The organism is Dactylosporangium sp. NPDC005555, from assembly GCF_040605635.1.
Lineage (GTDB): Bacteria > Actinomycetota > Actinomycetes > Mycobacteriales > Micromonosporaceae > Dactylosporangium.
On the sequence record NZ_JBEXDG010000006.1, the window covers coordinates 98342 to 115701 of the forward strand.

Below are 17360 nucleotides of genomic sequence, written 5' to 3' on the forward strand. Positions count from 1 at the left end.
CGGGACGGATGCAGCAGGTGGAGCAGACCTTCGGGGTGGGCAGGGTGAAGGCCAGGCAGCAGGTGCGGCGCTTGATGTCCAGGCCGCCCCCCTCCCGTTACCCAGACGCCGCGGAAATGATGTTTCGCAGACCCCTAGGGACGGATGCAGCAGGTGGAGCAGACCTTCGGGGTGGGCAGGGTGAAGGCCAGGCAGCAGGTGCGGCGCTTGATGTCCAGGCCGCCCCCCTCCCGCTCGCTGAGGTCGACGAGGTCGTCGGCGCCGAGCGCGGACAGCACGCGGTGCGCGGTGGACAGGACCGTGGGGGCAGGCGCGACATAGCCGCGGGAGATCGCGTAGGCGACGCCGGAGGCGACCGAGCCCCAGAGCGTCCGCCTGCCGAGCCGCGCCTGCTTGCGCACCTCGTCGAGCATCGGGTCCAGGTGCGCGTCGACGAGCGAGCGCCGCATGACGCCCAGCAGCTCGTCCTCGTCCTCGACGATGAGCAGCCCGTGGGTCTCGGTGGCGACGATCGGGTCGGTCGCGAGGACGGCGGTGACCGGGCGGCGCAGTGCGAGGGTCAGGAAGGGCTGCCGGTCGGAGAACCGGACCAGCACGTGGTCCGGGGTCATCAGCGGCACCCGCCGGGAGCCGGTGAAGCCGATCACCGCGGGCAGCGCGAGCCAGTACGAGTAGCACTTCCAGGCCAGGGCGGCGGCCGCGTGCGGCTGGGCGTCCCAGCGCGTGGCGGCGGCGGCGAGCCACTCGCGGACCCCGCCGGGGGTCAGCATCTCCCCGGCGCTACGCCAGCCGGGGGTGTGGGTGAGCAGCCCGGTCGACAGCCCCTGGAGTGATTCTTTTCCGTGCCTGAGCCCCATCTGGGCCAGGGTGGCCACGACCGGCGCGAGGGGATCGACAGCGGTCGGGCTGATCAAGGCGGTCACGTTGGGTCGCCGATCGAGCAGGGGAACACGCTGCGGTGACGCCGCGGAGCGGCGCTCGCCGACTGCGTGTGTGCGGTGCTCACCACCGGTGTGTACCCCCAGACGTGCATGCCAAGCGCTCACGATACAGCGATTAGGTAAGCCTAACCACTCTCTGATTGTCCGACATTCGATGTCACTTTGTGTGACTTCACGGAAGCGTGTTGCTGATCTGAGAACGTTGATCAACGCCGATGAGGTGGTGTTGTCAACCCTTTTGTCGGCAAATTGTCCGCTTGACCTGTTCGGCCGGTGACCCACGGGACACTGATCGGGCAGGGGCCGTCTCCCTGCGGGCTGGGCCGGACATGACAACGAGCGACTCTCCCGTGCAGCGGGCGTCAGAGGCGTTCGTCGCGGAGTTCGCGCGGTGGCGCCTCGACCGTGGCATGTCGAAGAAGCAGCTGGCCGCGGCGATGGGGTTCGACGCCTCCTACGTGAGCCACGTCGAGGCCCGCCGTCACCGTCCCACCGAGGACTTCGCCCGGCGCGCCGAGTCGATCCTGCAGAGCGGTGGGGTCATCTGGCAGCGGTACAAGGAATACGACGAGCTGCGCGCGACCGCCCGGAGCCGGGTCGGGCCGCCCGGGCGTGACCCGCCGGTGCCCGATCAGTGGCTGCCGCCGGGCACGGGGCTGGTCGTGGAGCGGGAGACCGCCCGGCTGTCCTATGTCGACGGCAAATACCGGTGCACGGTCCGCCGTGCGCTCTACAACGCCGGCACCGAGCCGGTCACGCGCTACCTGGTGCGGATCTCCGTGGACCGCTATCCGGACGATCCCGCGCGCTCCAACCGCCATCACCATGACCATCCTTTGTCATTGGACGAATTGCGGCTGGTCGCGTCGTGCGCCGGGGAGCCGATGGAATGGCGGGCGAAGACCGACCGCGACACCTTCAAGGAGTTGTGGCTGCTCTTCGAGAACTCCCAGGGGCGCTTCCCGTTGTATCCGGGTCAGCGGACCACCATCGCCTATTCCTGGCACATCGGCATCGACAAGTGGGGGCACTGGTTCGAAAGGGCCATCAGGCTGCCCACCCGCCAGCTGACCGTGGAGGTGGACTTCCCGGCGCACATGCGTCCGGTCGTCTGGGGTGTCCAGACGTCGCTCACCGCGGAAGAGGTCCCGTTGCGGACCCCGATCACGCAGGAGCTCGGGCCGGGCGACCGGGCGACGTTCTCGTGGCACACCGAGTCGGCGACCCTGCACGACTTCTACCGTCTGGAATGGCGCTTCAGAGGGATCAGGCCGGAAGGGGCGGTCGAGGAGCCGGACGGCTGGGACGACGCCGCCGACAGAATGAGGACGGGACCGGCCGACCATTCGTGAAACCTGCGGGTGACGTGATGTTCAGAATCGCGACGTTAGGATGACCCCCGTCCCGGTTCTCGAAGAGGAGTCGCCTTGGCGCTCGCGATCAGGTCGGATCCCGTCGTGCTTTTCGACCTCGACGGCACATTGATCGACAGTGAGCCGATCTGGGGTGCGGCGAATCGCGGACTCGCGCGTTCCCGGCGGATGGATGTCACCGAGGAGCTGCTGATCAGCCTCAGCGGGCTGGATTCGACGCTGGCGATGCGGCACATCCACGAGCAGCTGGGCTGGGTCGACCATGACATCGAGCGGGATGTGGCGTTCGTCCAGAGAGAGGTCCGCAAGGCCTACACCCTGGGCGTGCACTGGCTGCCGGGGGCCCGGCGGCTGCTCGCCGAGGTGCGCCGCGAAGGGTTCCGGGTCGGGCTGGTCACGTCGACCTATCGCGAGCTCGTCCAGATCGTGATCGACGAGGTCGGTGCGGACGCCTTCGACGTCGTCGTGTGCGGCGACGACGGGCATGCGCCGAAGCCGGATCCCGCGCCGTACCGCAGCGCGATCCGCCAGTTGGGGGTCACCCCGTCGGCCTGCGTCGCGGTCGAGGACTCGCCGCGCGGCGTCGCCAGCGCCGAGGCGGCGGGCTGCCGGGTGCTGAGGGTCTGCGGGGTGGTGCACGGCGACCTGGGGCGGACCCGCACCCAGGTGCGCTCGCTCACCGAGGTCGGCGCCGAAGACCTCCGCCTCCTGCTGCCGGTCGCCGCCCAGGTCGCGGTGGGCTAGCCAGCACTGGCGGCACCACCGCGGACCCGGGCCCTCGGAGCAACGCCCCCCGCTACGCCACGAAGATCGCCGGGCTGCCTGCCTCGACATGGTCCAGGCAGAGCACGCCGTTGAGGTGGTCGATCTCGTGCAGCACGTCGCGGGCCAGCCGGCCCTGGTCGAACGTCGCGACGGCCGGCTCGCCGGTGATCGTCCGGTAGCGGACGACCGCGGTGCGGGGGCGGCGCAGCACGCAGCGGAAGTCGAAGAAACTCAGGCAGCCCTCGCTGGTCTCCTCCCAGTCCTGCCGGTCGGCCGGCTCGACCGTGACCACCTGAGGGTTCACCAGCACCAGCTGCGGTGTCCCGGCGGCGCGGAAGACCGCCATCGAGCGCGGCTCGCCGACCTGCGGCGCCGCCAGGCCCATCGCGCCGGTGGTGAACTCGTGCTCCCGCTCCACCGCGTCGGCCACGCTCGTCAGCCGGTCGAGGATCCGCAGCGCCTCATCGCGATCGCCGGGAAAGCTGAAGGGCCTGGTGCCGGACGTGAGGATCGGGCTGCCGAGCTGGACGATGCCCAGTGCCGCCATCACCTCGCTGGCTCTGCGCCGGCCGGGGCGCAGGCTGTCCGTCGTGTCACGGCCGGAGGCCACGTCGCTGGTCATTTGCTCGCTCCTATGGTTGCCGAGAGGGCGGGTTGCCGAATCGCCACTCAAAGCGGGACCGGTCACCGAACCCCGGAATCCGCGGTTGACCATGATCAAATGGATCGGCCGTCATCCGGTCGTTCATCGATCTGCGAACCCATCGGCCCGAGGAGCCCTCCGGCGGCCGTGGTCTTGCCCCAGACGCGCGGCGGCAGGCGTTGCGGGAAGTCCGCGGCGGCTGGTCGGCAGGCGCGTCCGGCACCGGACCGGCGGATGGGACCGCTCGGCGTCGTGCGGGAAGGTGCCGACGTGGATCCGGAGCCCGGCAGGAGCGGCGGGCGACGCCCGAAGGGCCGGCGGATCAACCCCGCCGGCCCTGGGCCGTGCCTTCTGTGCCTTCTGTGCTTTCCGAGGGTCCTCGAGGTCCCCGCCGCCGGGCAGCACGTCGCCGACGAGCCCGCTCGGGGGAGAGACCTGACCCGTTTCCATCTTCGAGACGAACGTGTGGCTTCGGCCGATGCGCTGCCCCGGCGACTTCCGGGGGAACCCGCCCGGCCGGCGAGGCTTGCGCAGCTCAGCGTCGAAGGCCACGTGTGCGGCCGTGACGTCGGTGTCCACGCGGTCCGCACCGCGGGGAGCCCGGCTCGCACCCATCTACCTAGTGTGAATGACAGTGAACCGGGTGTGAACCCTTGCAGAGCCGGGCGGGAATATGCGACAGCGCGACGCTCCGGCCGGACGATCGAGAAAAAGGCTAGAGCTCGCCCGCGGCGGAGATGTAGGCCGACTCGACGTAGACGGTGATCCAGCGCGCCGGGCGGCGGTCGGCGACCAGGTCCAGCGCCGGGTCGAGGTTGAGGGCGCGGTAGGCGCGGCGCATCGCGTCGTCGTCGAGCACCTTCGCCTTGCCGTTGACGTGCAGGCCGATCGCGCCGCGGGCGAAGTCGACGAAGAGGAGACCGACCCGCGGGTCGCGCTCGATGTCGGTGATCGCCTCGGACAGGCTCGCGTCGTCGAACTCCGGCCACGCGAGCCTGTCCGCGGACAGGATGCGCACGAACCCGGCGCCGCCGGTGACGAAGGTGCAGTCGTGCCCGTCGTCCGGCTCGCCCGTCGCGACGAACAGCATCTCCTGGCGCCGGATGAAGTGCTGCATCCGGTCGTCGAGCTCGGTGGAGACTTCGCGGTTCAGATCGTGATCGGACAGGGTCGGCACGATGCACCTCCATGGGACGGTCGCCTGTGCCCCAGCCAAACACCGGCCGTGTGCGACGGCCGGACAGTCAGTGCGACACAGCCGGACGACCCGCCTGTCCAGTGCCCCCTCGCGGCGCGTCGAGTGGAAACAAGCGGCGAACACGAGACGTCGCACATTCAGTGCGATGCGTGGTCGGCCCTGGTAGCGACGCTGGCTCTCCTACGGCACCTACGTTTGACCGCGAAGGGCACCGATGAGCAATCTGTCGCGATTACTGAAGGAGAGTTGGACCCTCGTCGAGGAGCAGCAGGACAAGCTCGCCAGCTACTTCTACGCGCGCATGTTCCTCAACAACCCGCAGCTGAGGGACCTCTTCCCGGTCCAGATGGACGTGCAGCGCTCCCGGCTTCTCGGCGCGATCGTCACCGCCGTGCAGACCGTCGACGACCCCGACACGTTCGCGGAATACCTGCTGTCGCTCGGCCGGGACCACCGCAAGTTCCACGTCCAGCCCGAACACTACGACGACGTCGGCGAAGCGCTGATGGAGGCCCTGCGCACGTTCGCCGGCGACGAGTGGACCATCGAGTTCGACCAGGCCTGGCGCGACGCTTACGCGGTGATCGCCGCCAAGATGATCGCCGGCGCCGAGGCCGACTCCACGAACCCGCCCTACTGGCACGCCGAGGTGCTCTATCACGAGCGCCGCAACCAGGACATCGCCGTCATCACGTGCCGGCCGCTGCAGCCGCTGGAGTACCGCGCGGGGCAGTACATCAGCGTCGAATGCAAATACCAGCCGCGGCTGTGGCGCGTGTACTCCGCGGCCAACGCCCCCCGCAAGGACGGCTCCATCGACTTCCACGTCCGGGCCGTCGGCGCCGGCTGGGTGTCCTCGGCGCTGGTCAGGAGGGTCCAGCCGGGCGACATGATCCGGCTCGGCGCGCCGATGGGGTCGATGGTGCTGGACCGCCGCTCGACCCGTGACATCGTGTGCGTCGCCGGCGGCACCGGCCTCGCCCCGATCAAGGCGCTGATCGAGGAGATGACCCGGGCCAACCGGACCCGCTGGGTGCACGTCTTCTTCGGCGCCAGGAACCGCGACGACCTGTACGACCTGGCCTGCCTCAACCGGCTCGCGGCCCGCTACCCGTGGCTCTCGGTGGTGGCCGCCACCGCCGACGACCCCGAGTTCCCAGGGGAGCGCGGGAAGATCTCCGACGTGGTCGCCCGCTATGGCCCGTGGAACGACCACGACTTCTTCGTCTCCGGCTCGCCGCAGATGGTGCGTTCGACCCTGCGCACCCTCGCGGAGATGCAGGTCCCCGCAATTCGCATCAAATACGACGCCTTCGGGGACTCGTGATATCGGCGGGGGCGCCGTTCGTGCGGGCGGCGCCCCCGCCGCACTAGAGTTCTGCCCGTGATCGACAGGCGGCTCGTGCGCGTCGAGGTCCTGCTGCTGCTCGGCGTGTCGCTCGGCAGGTCCGCGATCCTGTCCGTCCTGGCGATCATCGACCGGCTCACCTACGTGAAGCCGCTCTCGGAGCAGACCGCCACCCTCAACCCGTCGATCACCCCCGACCGGCCCTGGCTCGATCTGGCGTATCAGCTGGTCTACACCGGTCTGGGCTTCGTCGCTCCATTGCTCGCGGTGTACCTGCTGCGCCGCGACCACCCGACCTGGCGCCTCGACGTGCGGCCGCCTTCCGACCTGGGCTATGGCGCCGGTCTGGCCGCGCTGATCGGCCTGCCGGGGCTCGCACTCGTCTGGGCCGCCAAAGAACTGGGCATCAGCGCGCAGATCGTGCCCGAGGCGCTCGGCACCCACTGGTGGTCGGTGCCGGTGCTGCTCCTTGCCGCACTGCAGAACGGCGTCCTCGAAGAGATCATCATGATCGCCTACCTCCTGACCCGCCTGCGGGACCTGGGGTGGAGCCCGTGGGTGGCGATCGTGACCAGCGCGGCGATCCGCGGGTCGTACCACCTCTACCAGGGCTTCGGCGGGTTCATCGGCAACTTCGTGATGGGCCTGGTCTTCGGCTGGTTCTATCAGCGGACGAAGCGGGTCATGCCGCTCATCGTCGCCCACACGATCCTGGACATCGTCTCCTTCGTGGGGTACGCGCTGCTCAAGGATCATTTGGCGTTCCTGAGATAGGGCAAATCGCCACAATTAGTCTGGCTGTGTGGGCCGAATCCTTCTCGCCGTCACCCTCGTCGCCTCATCCGTCTTCGCGGTGCCGGTCGCGGCCCACGCGAAATCGGACACGTCGCTCTACATCGTGCAGCTGGACGGCGACCCCGCCGGCCGGCAGGAGAGCGCCCGGGCGCCGATCCGGGACCGCCGCGCGGCCGTCCTGCGGCAGGCCGGCATCGGCAGGACCGCCGCCGAATACGAGTCGGCCTTCAACGGCTTCGCCGCCGCCCTGACCCCCGAGCAGAAGGCCCGCGTCGAGCGGACCCCCGGCGTGCGGCACGTCTGGGCGAACGAGAAGCGCACCGTCGACACGATCTCCACACCCGAATTCCTGGGCCTGGCCGGCCCGGCGGGCGCCTGGGCGAGCCGGTTCGGCGACCCGTCCCACGCCGGCGAAGGCATCATCATCGGCGTCATCGACACCGGCTTCTGGCCGGAGAACCCGAGCCTCGCCCCGCTCCCCGAGCCCCGCCCCGACCAGGCGGTCATCGACAAGAAGTGGGCCGCCGGCGGCGCCGACAAGTGCGACGAGGGCACCGGCACCGCCCAGCAGAAGATCACCTGCAACAACAAGGTCATCGGCGCCCGGTTCTACGACGGCAGCGGCTTCGGCGGCTGGGAGTCGGAGTTCCGCTCGCCGCGCGACTACGACGGACACGGCACCCACACCGCGACCACCGCCGCCGGCCTGCACGACATCCCCGCCACCATCAACGGCGACGCCGTCGGCAACGTCTCCGGCATGGCGCCCGCCGCCCGCATCGCCGTCTACAAGGCGCTGTGGCGGCAGGCCGACGGCGAGGGCTCCGGCGGCACCGCCGACCTGCTCGACGCCGTCGACGACGCGGTCAGCGACGGCGTCGACGTCATCAACTACTCCGTCTCCGGCTCCGAGTCGCTGATCGTCGACCCGATCGAGCTCGCCTTCTACAACGCGGCCGCGGCCGGCGTATTCATCGCCACCTCCGCAGGCAACAGCGGCCCCGACCCGTCGACCGTCGCGCACAACGCGCCCTGGGTGACCACCGTCGCCGCCAGCTCCCACGACCGCGGCGCCGACAAGTCGGTGACCCTCGGCAACGGCAGGACCTACCCGGGCGCCGGCCAGGGGCCCGCGGTGCCGTCCGCGCCCCTCGTCGACTCCGTCACCGCCGGCCTCAAGACCGCCGAGGCGGACAAGGTCGAGCTCTGCTACCCAGGTGCGCTCGACCCCGCGCTGGTCAAGGGCAAGATCGTGCTCTGCAAACGCGGCGTCAACCCGCGGACCGACAAGAGCATCGCCGTCCGCGACGCCGGTGGGGTCGGCATGATCCTCTACAACGCCGACGAGAACTCCCTCAACGCCGACTACCACGTCGTGCCCACCGTCCACGTCGACCACGTCGCCGGGGCCGCGATCAAGGCGTACGTGCTCACTTCGAAGCCGACGGCCGCGCTGTCCGCGGTGTCGAAAGTGGTGCCGCGCGCCCCCGCGATGGCCGCGTTCTCCTCCGCCGGGCCCGCCGTCGCCGGCGGCGGCGACCTCATCAAGCCCGACATCACCGCACCCGGCGTCGACATCGTCGCCGGCGTCTCCCCGGCCGGGCACCACGGCAACCTCTTCGACGGCGAATCCGGCACCTCGATGTCCAGCCCGCACATCGCCGGCATCGCCGCCCTGGTCCGCGCCGCCCATCCCACCTGGTCGCCGTCCGCGGTCCAGTCGGCGCTCATGACGACCGCGAGCGTCTTCGACAACAGCGACGGCATGATCCAGCGCGCCGGGAAGATCGCCAGTCCGCTCGACTACGGCGCCGGGCACGTCACCCCGGCCCGCGCCTTCGACCCCGGCCTCGTCTACGAGTCGGGCCCGCAGGACTGGGCCCGCTACGCGTGCGGCCTCGGCCAGCTCCAGCTGGTCAGCGACTGGTGCGCCACCGTCGGCGAGGCCGACCCCAGCGACCTCAACTACCCGTCGATCGCCGTCGCCGCGCTGCCGGGGACGCAGACGGTCACCCGTACCGTCACCAACGTCTCCGACCAGCCCAGCGTCTACGTCGCCTCGGTCACCCAGCCGCAGGGCCTCGCCGTCACCGTCAGCCCCAGCACCATGACCGTCGGCGCCGGCGAGACCGCCACGTTCAAGGTCACCATCAGGCGCACCGACGGCGCCTTCCGCACCTGGACCTTCGGCTCACTGACCTGGACCGACCTGCGCGGGCACGCCGTGCGCAGCCCCATCGGCGCCCGTCCCGTCGCGCTCGCCGGCCCCGGCGAGGTCACCGGCTCCGGTGCGGCCGGCAGCGCCACGATCGACCTCACCGGTGGGTACACCGGCAGCGTCACGACGAAGCTGTTCGGCCTCGCCGCCTCGACGGTCAACCAGCAGAACCTCGTCGGCAGCACGGCCGCCTTCGTGCCCTCCGCGCCCACCACCGGCCCCGCCGTCTTCAAGTTCACCACCACCGTCCCGCCGGGCACCGAGTTCGGCCGCCTGGCGACGTACGCGGCGGACCACGCCCCGGGCACCGACGTCGACCTCTACGTCTACCAGGACGGCGAGCTCGTGGGCCGCAGCGACGGCACCACTGCCGACGAGGAGGTCGCGCTCACGTCACTCGGGGTTTTCGAGGTGTACGTGGTGCGCTTCAACGCACCGGCCGCCGCCGACGGGCAACCGGTGAAGGCGCACACGTTCCTCGTCGGTTCCGCTCCGGCCGGGAACCTCACCGTGACGCCGCCGGTCGCTCCCGTGAAGCCCGACCAGAAGGTCACCTTCACCGCCGCCTGGAAGGGCCTCGACCCCGCGAAGCGCTACCTCGGCATGGTCGAGTTCGGCGACGGCACCACGGCCCGCGCCTGGACCACGATCGCCATCGGCAAGCAGCCCGCCGTGCCTCCGGCTCCTTCGGCTCCGGCCTCTGCCGCCTCGGCTTGGACGGCCCCGGCTCCCGCAGGCTCGGGCGTCGGGGCTCAGTCCTCCACGGCTCGGGTCAGCAGGCCTGACCTGCGGCGGTAGTAGCGGGTGGCACGCATCGCGATCGCCTCGGTCGACCTGGCCGCGGCGACCGCGCCGAGCACCGGCCCGATCCCGGGCACCGCCTTGCGCGCGACCTTGACACCCGCGGCCTGCAGCAGCCCGCCGCCGATCGTCCGCCCCAGCGGACCCGCGAGCCTGGCCACCCCGACCCCTGGCCCGGCCCGCCGCGACCGCTGCGCCTGCTCCGCCGTCATGATGGCGGCTTCTGCGGTGGCGACCTCGGCGTACACCCGCTGCAGCACCAGCAGTTCGGCCGCCCGCTGCCGGTCCAGCGGATCGTGCCCATGCGCCGCGGCGAGGTGCAGCACCAGCTTCGCGTGCAACCAGTTGACCCCGGCCGCCTCGATCAGCAACCCCAGCGACCCGGCCGCCCCCGCCGCGAACCCCTGCCTCCTGGCCCGCCGCACGAACTCCCGCGTGATCGCCCTGGACACCGCATCCCCGCCAGCCCCCGGATAGTTCACCGCATACCATTCGACCCGCTGCCGGGCCCCTTCCCCGAGCCGCGCGACAGCGGCCAGGGCGAGCAGCTCCGGCAGGTACGCGGGATTGATCCCCCGTCCCTGCGCCGCGGCCACCTCGACTTCCCCGAGGTCGGTCGGGTCGGCCTCGACCACCGCAACCGTCCCCTCGACAAGCGGCGCCTCCTGCACCACCTCGACGCGCGTCGCTGTGGTGGGTGCCGGCTCGGGCGTCACGACGTCGGGCTCCGGCTGAGCGATGAGGTTCGCCTGAGGTGTGGGGTTCGTCTGAGCGGGGGGCGTCGGGAAAAGGACCTCTTGGGTCGAGGTTGCCTTGACGGCCGCCTTCTTCGCGGCGGCAGCCTTCGTCGCCTGGGCCTTCTTCACCGGGGCGCTCTTCACGGGAGCAGCCTTCGCCGCCGGTTCGACCTCCACCGAGGGCTCGACGACCGGCGCGGCCGCCTTCTTCGCGGGTGCCTTCTTCGCTACCGCTTTCTTGGCTGCCTTCTTCGCGGGTGCGATCACCTCTGCGCGAGTCACCGCCTCCGCGGGAGTCACCGCCTCCGCGGGTGCGACCGCCTTCGGCGGCGCCACCGGCTCAACGGCGGCCGGTGGTGCGGGCTGCCGAGCCGCTGGAACCTTTTTCGCGGCCGCCTTCTTCGCCGGCGGGGGTGCCTCCACCGGCACGGCCTGCACTGGAGCCACCTTTTTCGCGGGCGGTGGCCCGGCGGGCGCTGCCTTCTTGGCGGGCGCGGGAGCGGGAGCCGGTGGCGGCGGCGGGGTGAAGGGGGTCACCGGCTTCGCCGCCGGGCGCGGGGAGCGGGGTTGCGGAGCCACCTGGCGGGGAGTCTCCAGGACCGGTGGCGGCGGCGGGGCGCCGAACGGGGTGGTCGCCGGGCGTGGTGAAGCCGCCGCCGGGGGTGGCGTGTCCGCGGCGGTCTCCTGCGGCGGAGGTTCGAAGCGCAGGGAGGTGTCACCGAGGACCCGAGGGCGGGAAGGGGTCTCGTCGGAAGCCGGAGGCTCGGTGGACTTGGGATCCTCTTCCATTCGCAAGAGCGTAATGCGCCTGCGGGTTTGGCACCTGTCGTGCGACCGGGCGACCGCCGGACGGGGGCGACGCGCCGGGGGTGTACCCACTTTGCCCGGCCCTTCGCTGTCCCTGTATCCTCGGACGGCGGCTCCTGGTGACGGGGGCTGTTGGAGGCTTCGCCTAGTTCGGTCTATGGCGCCGCACTGCTAATGCGGTTTGGGTCTTAAAGCCCATCCCGGGTTCGAATCCCGGAGCCTCCGCGCAAGACCCGCAAAACCTGGTGTGTACACTAGGCGAGCACCGAGCGCCCGTAGCTCAACGGATAGAGCATCTGACTACGGATCAGAAGGTTAGGGGTTCGAGTCCCTTCGGGCGCACTTGATCGACTGGCGTCTGGCCTGCGGAAACGCGGGCTGGGCGCCATCGTCGTTTGTCCGGTGTGGACGGTGGGTGTCACGTGGATGCGCCGTGGGTGCCGGCGGTTGCCCGGCCTGTTCGGCACGATTCGCTTCCTGACCTGGGCTTCGCCTTCAACTCGGGTGTGGCGGGTGCGGGGGCACCCGTTTTCGGTCCTCGGTCGGGTCGGTTCTTGCGGGCATTTGTCTTGATCTTCTTGCGGTTGCGGCGGGCCGCGGCGAGGACGAGCCGGGCGGTGTCGTCGGCGCATCGGCGTTGGTGCGGGTTTCTTTGGACCTGGGGGTGAGTGGGTCAGGCGGTGATGCGTGCGCTGTCGCCTGCGGTCGCGGCGAAGGAAGTTCCTGACACCATGCAAGCTTGGTCAGAGGCGAGGAAGACGACCAGCGGTGCGACGTCCTCGGGCTCGATCCAGGGCACACGGAGCGGGGACTTGGCGGCGAGGGCGTTCTTGGCGGCCTGCTCGTCGCGGGTGACATCGCCGCTGGGCTGCGCGCCGCCGTCGGACAGGGCTTGAGCGTAGCGGTCCTCGTGCCGGGTGAGTGCGGTGTTGACCAGGCCCGGAATGACGGCGTTGACAGTGATCCCGTGCGGGCCGAGTTCGAGCGCGGCCGACTTCATCAGACCGATGATGCCCCACTTGGAAGCAGAATACGCGGCCCCGTACTGGGTCCCGTGCTGTCCCTGGGTGGAGGACGTGACAATGATGCGCCCGCCGCCGCGCCGTACGAGACGCGGAGCGAAGACGCGCAGGGTGTTCGCGGTGCCGGTGAGGTTGACGTCGATCTGGTCGTGCCAGTCGGCGTCAGCCATCTCCAGGAGCGGCTTGAACGCCTGGATGCCGGCGTTGGCAAACACGATGTCGACCCCGCCCCACAGCTCCTCGATGGAGTCGGCTGCATCGCGGAGCGCGCCGATGTCACGCTGATCGACGACGTACGCCAGCCATCGCGCACCTCGCGAGGACACCAGACGCCCGGTCTCGGCGAGGTCCTCACGGCTGGCGGGTGCGAAGTCGAGGATGGGGCTGACGTGGGCGGCGATGTCGATGCCCGCGATGTCGGCGCCAGCGTTGGCCAAGGCGACTGCGGCAGCCCGTCCGATGCCGCGGGCGCTGCCAGTGACCACGGCGACACGCCCGGCCAGCGGCGCCGGATGGGTCGATGGAGGTGGCATGGGAGTAGTCGGGGTCCTCTCACTGCTGATGGTTCATGACATGGCGACTGGGCGGTGGACGACGCCGTCGTGCATGACGAAGTCGATGGTGCTGGTGGCGTTGATGTCGTCGAACGGGTTGCCGGGCAGGGCGATCAGGTCTGCGGTGGCGCCTGGCTGGATTCGGCCGAGGTCGGGCCGTTGCAGGAGGTCGGCGGCGGTGCTGGTGGCGGCACGCAGCGCCCGTAGCGGGGTGATGCCGGTGTGCACCATGGCGGGGAACTCTTTCCAGTTCTGGTGATGGGGGAACATGCCGGCGTCGGTACCGAAGGCGATCTGCACGTCGCTGGCGGCGACGTTGCGGGCGCTGTCACGCAGCTGGTCCGCATAGCGTCGGAACTTCTCCCGCTCGTCGGGGTCTTTGCCCTGCCAGTAGTCATCGTCGTCGAGGTGGTCCAGCGCGTCGGCGACCATGAACTGGGTGGGAACGAGAAACACCCCGCGCCGCTGCATCAACGACAGGGTCTCGGCAGAGGCGAGGTTGCCGTGCTCGACGGAGCGCACTCCGGCCCGCACCGCGCGGGCGACGCCTTCGTCGCCGTAGGCGTGCGGGGTGCACGGCACGCCCAGGTCGGTGGCGGCGGCCACCAGGGCGTCCATCTCGCGCTGGGTATAGGTGGCTTGCCCGGGGTCGTCGGTGGGTGTGCCGAACCCGCCGGTGGCACCGAACTTGATCCAGTCCGCGCCGGCGCGGATCTCCTCGCGCACGGCGCGGGTGACGGCGTCCGGCCCGTCGGCGACTACGCCGGTCTCGCGGCCGTACTCGGGTGCGAGCAGGGTGGAGATGTCACCGTGGGCGCCGCGGGCTGAGATCAGGTGCGGGGCCACGAGCATCCGCGGCCCGGCGATCAGGCCGTTGGCCAGGGCGTTGCGGAGGTAGATCGTGATCGGTTCAGCGGCGAAGGTGGCCAGGTCACGCACGGTGGTGAACCCGCGGTCGAGCAGATCCCGCAGCACCGGCAGGGCCCGCAGGGCGATGACCGTGGCCGGGTCGGCCACGAACGCGGTGAGCAGCGCCGACGGATCCACCGTGGTGTGGATGTGGCAGTCGATGAAGCCCGGCAGCAGCATGCGGTCGCCCAGGTCGACCACCTGCCCGACGCCACGCCCGGCCCGGTTGCTGACCTCGACGATGCGCCCGCCGCGAACCAGGATCTCGGTGTGGCCGGACGGTGTTTCAGCCAGCCCGTCCCAGCACCGCTCAGCTACCACCAGGGTGTCGGTCGAGGTGTTTGCGGTCATGGCCTCTCCATGGTTCGCGCGCTGGTGCGGTACTTCCCGCCCGCTCGCTGGGTATGCGGGCCGGTGTGACTTTTGAACTGCCGGTGTTGCTCGCCCTGGATCTGACCGGCACCTTCGCCTTCGGGCTCAACGGAGCGCTGACCGCGGTACGCGCCGCACGGCTCGACATGGTCGGCGTCGTCGCCCTCGGCATGATCACCGCACTGGGTGGCGGCATCATCCGCGATGTCCTCATCGGCTCCATACCACCTGCCGCCTTCCGCGACTGGCGCTACTTCATCCTTGCCGCCTCCGGCGGGCTGATCGCGTTCGCCCTCAGCAGGTGGCTGCATCGGCTGGAAACGCCGATCTTGGTGCTCGACGCGATCGGGTTGAGCACGTTCGCGGTCATCGGCACGACCAAGGCACTGGCATTCGGACTCGGGGCTGTACCCGCCGTCCTGCTGGGGGTGGTCACCGGGGTCGGCGGGGGCACGATCCGCGACACTCTGGTGCGGCGGATCCCGTCGGTGCTGCACAGCGACCTGTACGCCATTCCCGCCCTCGTCGGCGCCGCAATCACTGCCGCCACCGTCCGGGCAGGCGTCTACGGCCTGCCGGCCGCGCTGGGAGCCGTGGTGGTGTGTTTCCTGATCCGCATGATCGGCGTGCGCTACGACCTCAACGCACCCCAACCACCCGGGGGCTCCGGCCGTCGGGGCTCGCCCCGCGACGATGCCTAGTGTGCTTTTGCTTCCGGACATGAGCCAATGCCCAGACCGAGCCGTGGGCACTGACCTGCGGATATGCGCCGCACGGTTCCAGTACGGGGCCTTGCGAAACGGCACAGGTGCGGCACTACCCGGTGGATTACTGGTCGCGGGTGAACAGCAGTCCACCGGGTAGTGCCCGCGGTCGGGCTCGGCGCGCGGCCGACGTGATCGCCGGGGGGTGATGAGCGCGTAGGGGGCTTGCGAAAACGACTCGCCGGTCGGAATAGAATTCAGGGGGTCAGGGGTTCGAATCCCTTCGGGCTTACGGCAGAAGAGGCCCCCCACCGCAGGTGGGGGGCCTCTGCCATTGAGTTGGGTGACGGAAGAGTGGGCGATCGTGGCGAGTGAGACAGACAACGACTGGGTCGACCGGTTCGCGGACGAGGTCATCGCGGCATCGGAGCGCCGGGCGCCGGGTAAGCCCGTGGTCTGCGCGTCGGGGCTGAGCCCGTCGGGTCCGGTCCACCTCGGCAACCTTCGCGAGGTGATGACGCCGCACCTGGTCGCGGACGAGATCCGGCGGCGCGGGCACGACGTGGTGCACATCATCTCGTGGGACGACTTCGACCGGTTCCGGAAGGTGCCGGCTGACATCGACCCGTCGTGGGCGCAGCACATCGGCAAGCCGCTCAGTGCCGTGCCCGCGCCGGAGGGCAGCTCGCACGCCAACTGGGCCGAGCACTTCAAGGCCGCGATGATCGCGTCGCTGGCGGAGCTCGGTGTGGAATACCGCGGCATCAGCCAGACCGAGATGTACACCTCCGGCGCCTACCGTGAGCAGATCCTGCTCGCCATGCGCGAGCGCGCCAAGATCGATGCCGTCCTCGACCGGTACCGGACGAAGAAGAAGGCAGCCAAGGAGGTCAGCGCGGAAGAGGCCGAGGCCGCGGAGGGCTCCGGCGCCGCGAGCGAGGACGACGGCACCGCCGCGACCGGCTACTACCCGTACAAGCCCTACTGCGGCGGCTGCGGCACCGACCTCACCACCGTCGTGGCCTACGACGACGACACGACCGAGCTGACCTACACCTGCGTCTGCGGCTTCACCGAGACCGTGCTGCTGTCGGAGTTCAACCGCGGCAAGCTGGTGTGGAAGGTCGACTGGCCGATGCGCTGGGCGTTCGAGGGAGTGATCTTCGAGCCGTCCGGCGTCGACCACTCGTCGCCCGGGTCGTCGTTCCAGGTCGGCGGGCAGATCGTGACCGAGGTGTTCGACGGCGAGCAGCCGATCGGCCCGATGTATGCGTTCGTCGGCATCAGCGGCATGGCGAAGATGAGCAGCTCGCGCGGCGCCGTGCCGACCCCGGCCGACGCGCTGGAGATCATGGAGGCGCCGCTGCTGCGGTGGCTGTACGCCCGGCGCCGGCCCAACCAGTCGTTCCAGGTCGCGTTCGACCAGGAGATCCAGCGCATCTACGACGAGTGGGACACCCTGGAGAAGCGGTTCGCCGCCGGCACCGCCGTGCCCGCCGACCGTTCGGCCTACCTGCGGGCGTCGCGGACGGCGACCGTCGAGCTGCCCCGCACGCCGCGGACGGTGCCGTTCCGGACACTCGCCTCGATCGTCGACATCACCACCGGTCAGGCGGAGCAGACCCTGCGCATCCTGCGGGACCTCGACGCCGAGCAGCCGATCACCTCACTGGACGAGGTCCGGCCGCGGCTCGACCGGGCGCAGCACTGGGTGAACACGCAGGTGCCCGCCGAGTCGCGGACGAAGGTGCGCGACGAGCCGGACAAGACCCTGCTCGACTCGCTGACCGACGACCAGCGCGAGTCGCTGCGCCTGCTGCTCGCCGGCCTGGATGACCACTGGTCGCTCGATCGCCTGACGACGCTGCTGTACGGCGTGCCGAAGGTCATGGCGGGCCTGCCGCTGGACACCAAGCCGACGGCGGAGCTGAAGGTCGCCCAGCGCAACTTCTTCGCCCTGCTGTATCACCTGCTCGTCGGCCGCGACACCGGCCCGCGCCTGCCCACCCTGCTCCTCGCAGTCGGCGCCGACCGCGTCCGGGCCCTGCTCTCCTGAGGCGAAGGCTCCTGCAACGAAGCTGCTGTTGGCGCGCCGGTCCCCGCGCGTCACAGCAGCGCCGGGATCGCGGAGAAGGCGCGGCCGTCGCGCCGCCCTGCACCTGGACGGTGCGGG

At 70.4% G+C, this 17360-nt stretch carries 12 protein-coding genes, 2 tRNA genes and 1 pseudogene; 9 read left to right on the forward strand and 6 right to left on the reverse strand.

Annotated elements, in window-relative coordinates; genetic code table 11:
• Positions 1-134: 134 nt before the first annotated feature.
• Positions 135-923 carry a hypothetical protein gene (locus tag ABZS58_RS09325; protein WP_354779350.1) on the reverse strand — a complete coding sequence of 263 codons (789 nt, stop codon included), beginning with the start codon at positions 921-923 and terminating at the stop codon, positions 135-137.
• Positions 924-1270: 347 nt separating this feature from the next.
• On the opposite strand from ABZS58_RS09325, the pseudogene ABZS58_RS09330 reads away from it, so the two are divergent.
• Positions 1271-2272, forward strand: a pseudogene (locus tag ABZS58_RS09330) (helix-turn-helix transcriptional regulator); the annotation flags it as partial.
• A 96-nt stretch (positions 2273-2368) separates the two neighbouring features.
• Positions 2369-3058, forward strand: a complete 690-nt coding sequence (locus tag ABZS58_RS09335) for an HAD family phosphatase (RefSeq protein WP_354779352.1) — start codon at positions 2369-2371, stop codon at positions 3056-3058.
• Positions 3059-3110: 52 nt separating this feature from the next.
• Here ABZS58_RS09335 and ABZS58_RS09340 read toward each other — a convergent pair whose 3' ends face one another.
• Both ABZS58_RS09340 and ABZS58_RS09345 read right to left on the reverse strand, forming a co-directional pair.
• Positions 3111-3701 carry a peptide deformylase gene (locus ABZS58_RS09340; protein ID WP_354779354.1) on the reverse strand — a complete coding sequence of 197 codons (591 nt, stop codon included), beginning with the start codon at positions 3699-3701 and terminating at the stop codon, positions 3111-3113.
• A gap of 736 nt (positions 3702-4437) precedes the next feature.
• Positions 4438-4899: a pyridoxamine 5'-phosphate oxidase family protein gene (locus ABZS58_RS09345; RefSeq protein ID WP_354779356.1), complete on the reverse strand. Its 462-nt coding sequence runs from the start codon at positions 4897-4899 to the stop codon at positions 4438-4440.
• A gap of 235 nt (positions 4900-5134) precedes the next feature.
• Between ABZS58_RS09345 and ABZS58_RS09350 the strand changes: the two genes are divergently transcribed.
• From ABZS58_RS09350 to ABZS58_RS09360, 3 genes are read left to right on the forward strand one after another with little or no spacing between them, the layout of a single operon-like run.
• Complete coding sequence (locus tag ABZS58_RS09350) at positions 5135-6247, forward strand: globin domain-containing protein (RefSeq protein ID WP_354779358.1); 1113 nt, start codon at positions 5135-5137, stop codon at positions 6245-6247.
• A 57-nt stretch (positions 6248-6304) separates the two neighbouring features.
• The gene (locus tag ABZS58_RS09355) at positions 6305-7042 is read left to right on the forward strand and encodes a CPBP family intramembrane glutamic endopeptidase (protein ID WP_354779360.1); all 738 of its coding nucleotides are present in this window, start codon (positions 6305-6307) and stop codon (positions 7040-7042) included.
• A 28-nt stretch (positions 7043-7070) separates the two neighbouring features.
• Complete coding sequence (locus ABZS58_RS09360) at positions 7071-10079, forward strand: S8 family peptidase (protein ID WP_354779362.1); 3009 nt, start codon at positions 7071-7073, stop codon at positions 10077-10079.
• Here ABZS58_RS09360 and ABZS58_RS09365 read toward each other — a convergent pair.
• A complete protein-coding gene (locus ABZS58_RS09365; protein WP_354779364.1) occupies positions 10034-11608 on the reverse strand; it encodes a hypothetical protein in 1575 nt (524 codons plus the stop codon). The genes ABZS58_RS09360 and ABZS58_RS09365 overlap by 46 nt on opposite strands.
• Positions 11609-11760: 152 nt before the next feature.
• On the opposite strand from ABZS58_RS09365, the gene ABZS58_RS09370 reads away from it, so the two are divergent.
• A tRNA-Ser gene (locus ABZS58_RS09370) sits at positions 11761-11851 on the forward strand.
• Between the two features lie 44 nt (positions 11852-11895).
• Positions 11896-11968, forward strand: a tRNA-Arg gene (locus ABZS58_RS09375).
• 331 nt (positions 11969-12299) lie between these two features.
• On the opposite strand, the gene ABZS58_RS09380 is transcribed toward ABZS58_RS09375, so the two are convergent.
• Together ABZS58_RS09380 and ABZS58_RS09385 are read right to left on the reverse strand one after the other, a co-directional pair.
• Positions 12300-13133, reverse strand: a complete 834-nt coding sequence (locus ABZS58_RS09380) for an SDR family NAD(P)-dependent oxidoreductase (protein WP_354779366.1) — start codon at positions 13131-13133, stop codon at positions 12300-12302.
• Positions 13134-13214: 81 nt separating this feature from the next.
• A complete protein-coding gene (locus tag ABZS58_RS09385; RefSeq protein WP_354779368.1) occupies positions 13215-14462 on the reverse strand; it encodes an amidohydrolase family protein in 1248 nt (415 codons plus the stop codon).
• Between the two features lie 53 nt (positions 14463-14515).
• On the opposite strand from ABZS58_RS09385, the gene ABZS58_RS09390 reads away from it, so the two are divergent.
• Both ABZS58_RS09390 and lysS read left to right on the forward strand, forming a co-directional pair.
• A complete protein-coding gene (locus ABZS58_RS09390) occupies positions 14516-15184 on the forward strand; it encodes a TRIC cation channel family protein (RefSeq protein ID WP_354779370.1) in 669 nt (222 codons plus the stop codon).
• A 367-nt stretch (positions 15185-15551) separates the two neighbouring features.
• Positions 15552-17243: a lysine--tRNA ligase gene (gene lysS / locus ABZS58_RS09395; protein WP_354779372.1), complete on the forward strand. Its 1692-nt coding sequence runs from the start codon at positions 15552-15554 to the stop codon at positions 17241-17243.
• Positions 17244-17360 lie beyond the last annotated feature (117 nt).

Excerpts from the sequence above, each read along its gene's own strand:
- ABZS58_RS09390 (WP_354779370.1), top strand. The coding sequence starts at position 14,516 with ATGCGGGCCGGTGTGACTTTTGAACTGCCGGTGTTGCTCGCCCTGGAT.
- ABZS58_RS09340 (WP_354779354.1), bottom strand. The coding sequence starts at position 3,701 with ATGACCAGCGACGTGGCCTCCGGCCGTGACACGACGGACAGCCTGCGC.
- ABZS58_RS09350 (WP_354779358.1), top strand. The coding sequence starts at position 5,135 with ATGAGCAATCTGTCGCGATTACTGAAGGAGAGTTGGACCCTCGTCGAG.
- ABZS58_RS09385 (WP_354779368.1), bottom strand. The coding sequence starts at position 14,462 with ATGACCGCAAACACCTCGACCGACACCCTGGTGGTAGCTGAGCGGTGC.
- ABZS58_RS09365 (WP_354779364.1), bottom strand. The coding sequence starts at position 11,608 with ATGGAAGAGGATCCCAAGTCCACCGAGCCTCCGGCTTCCGACGAGACC.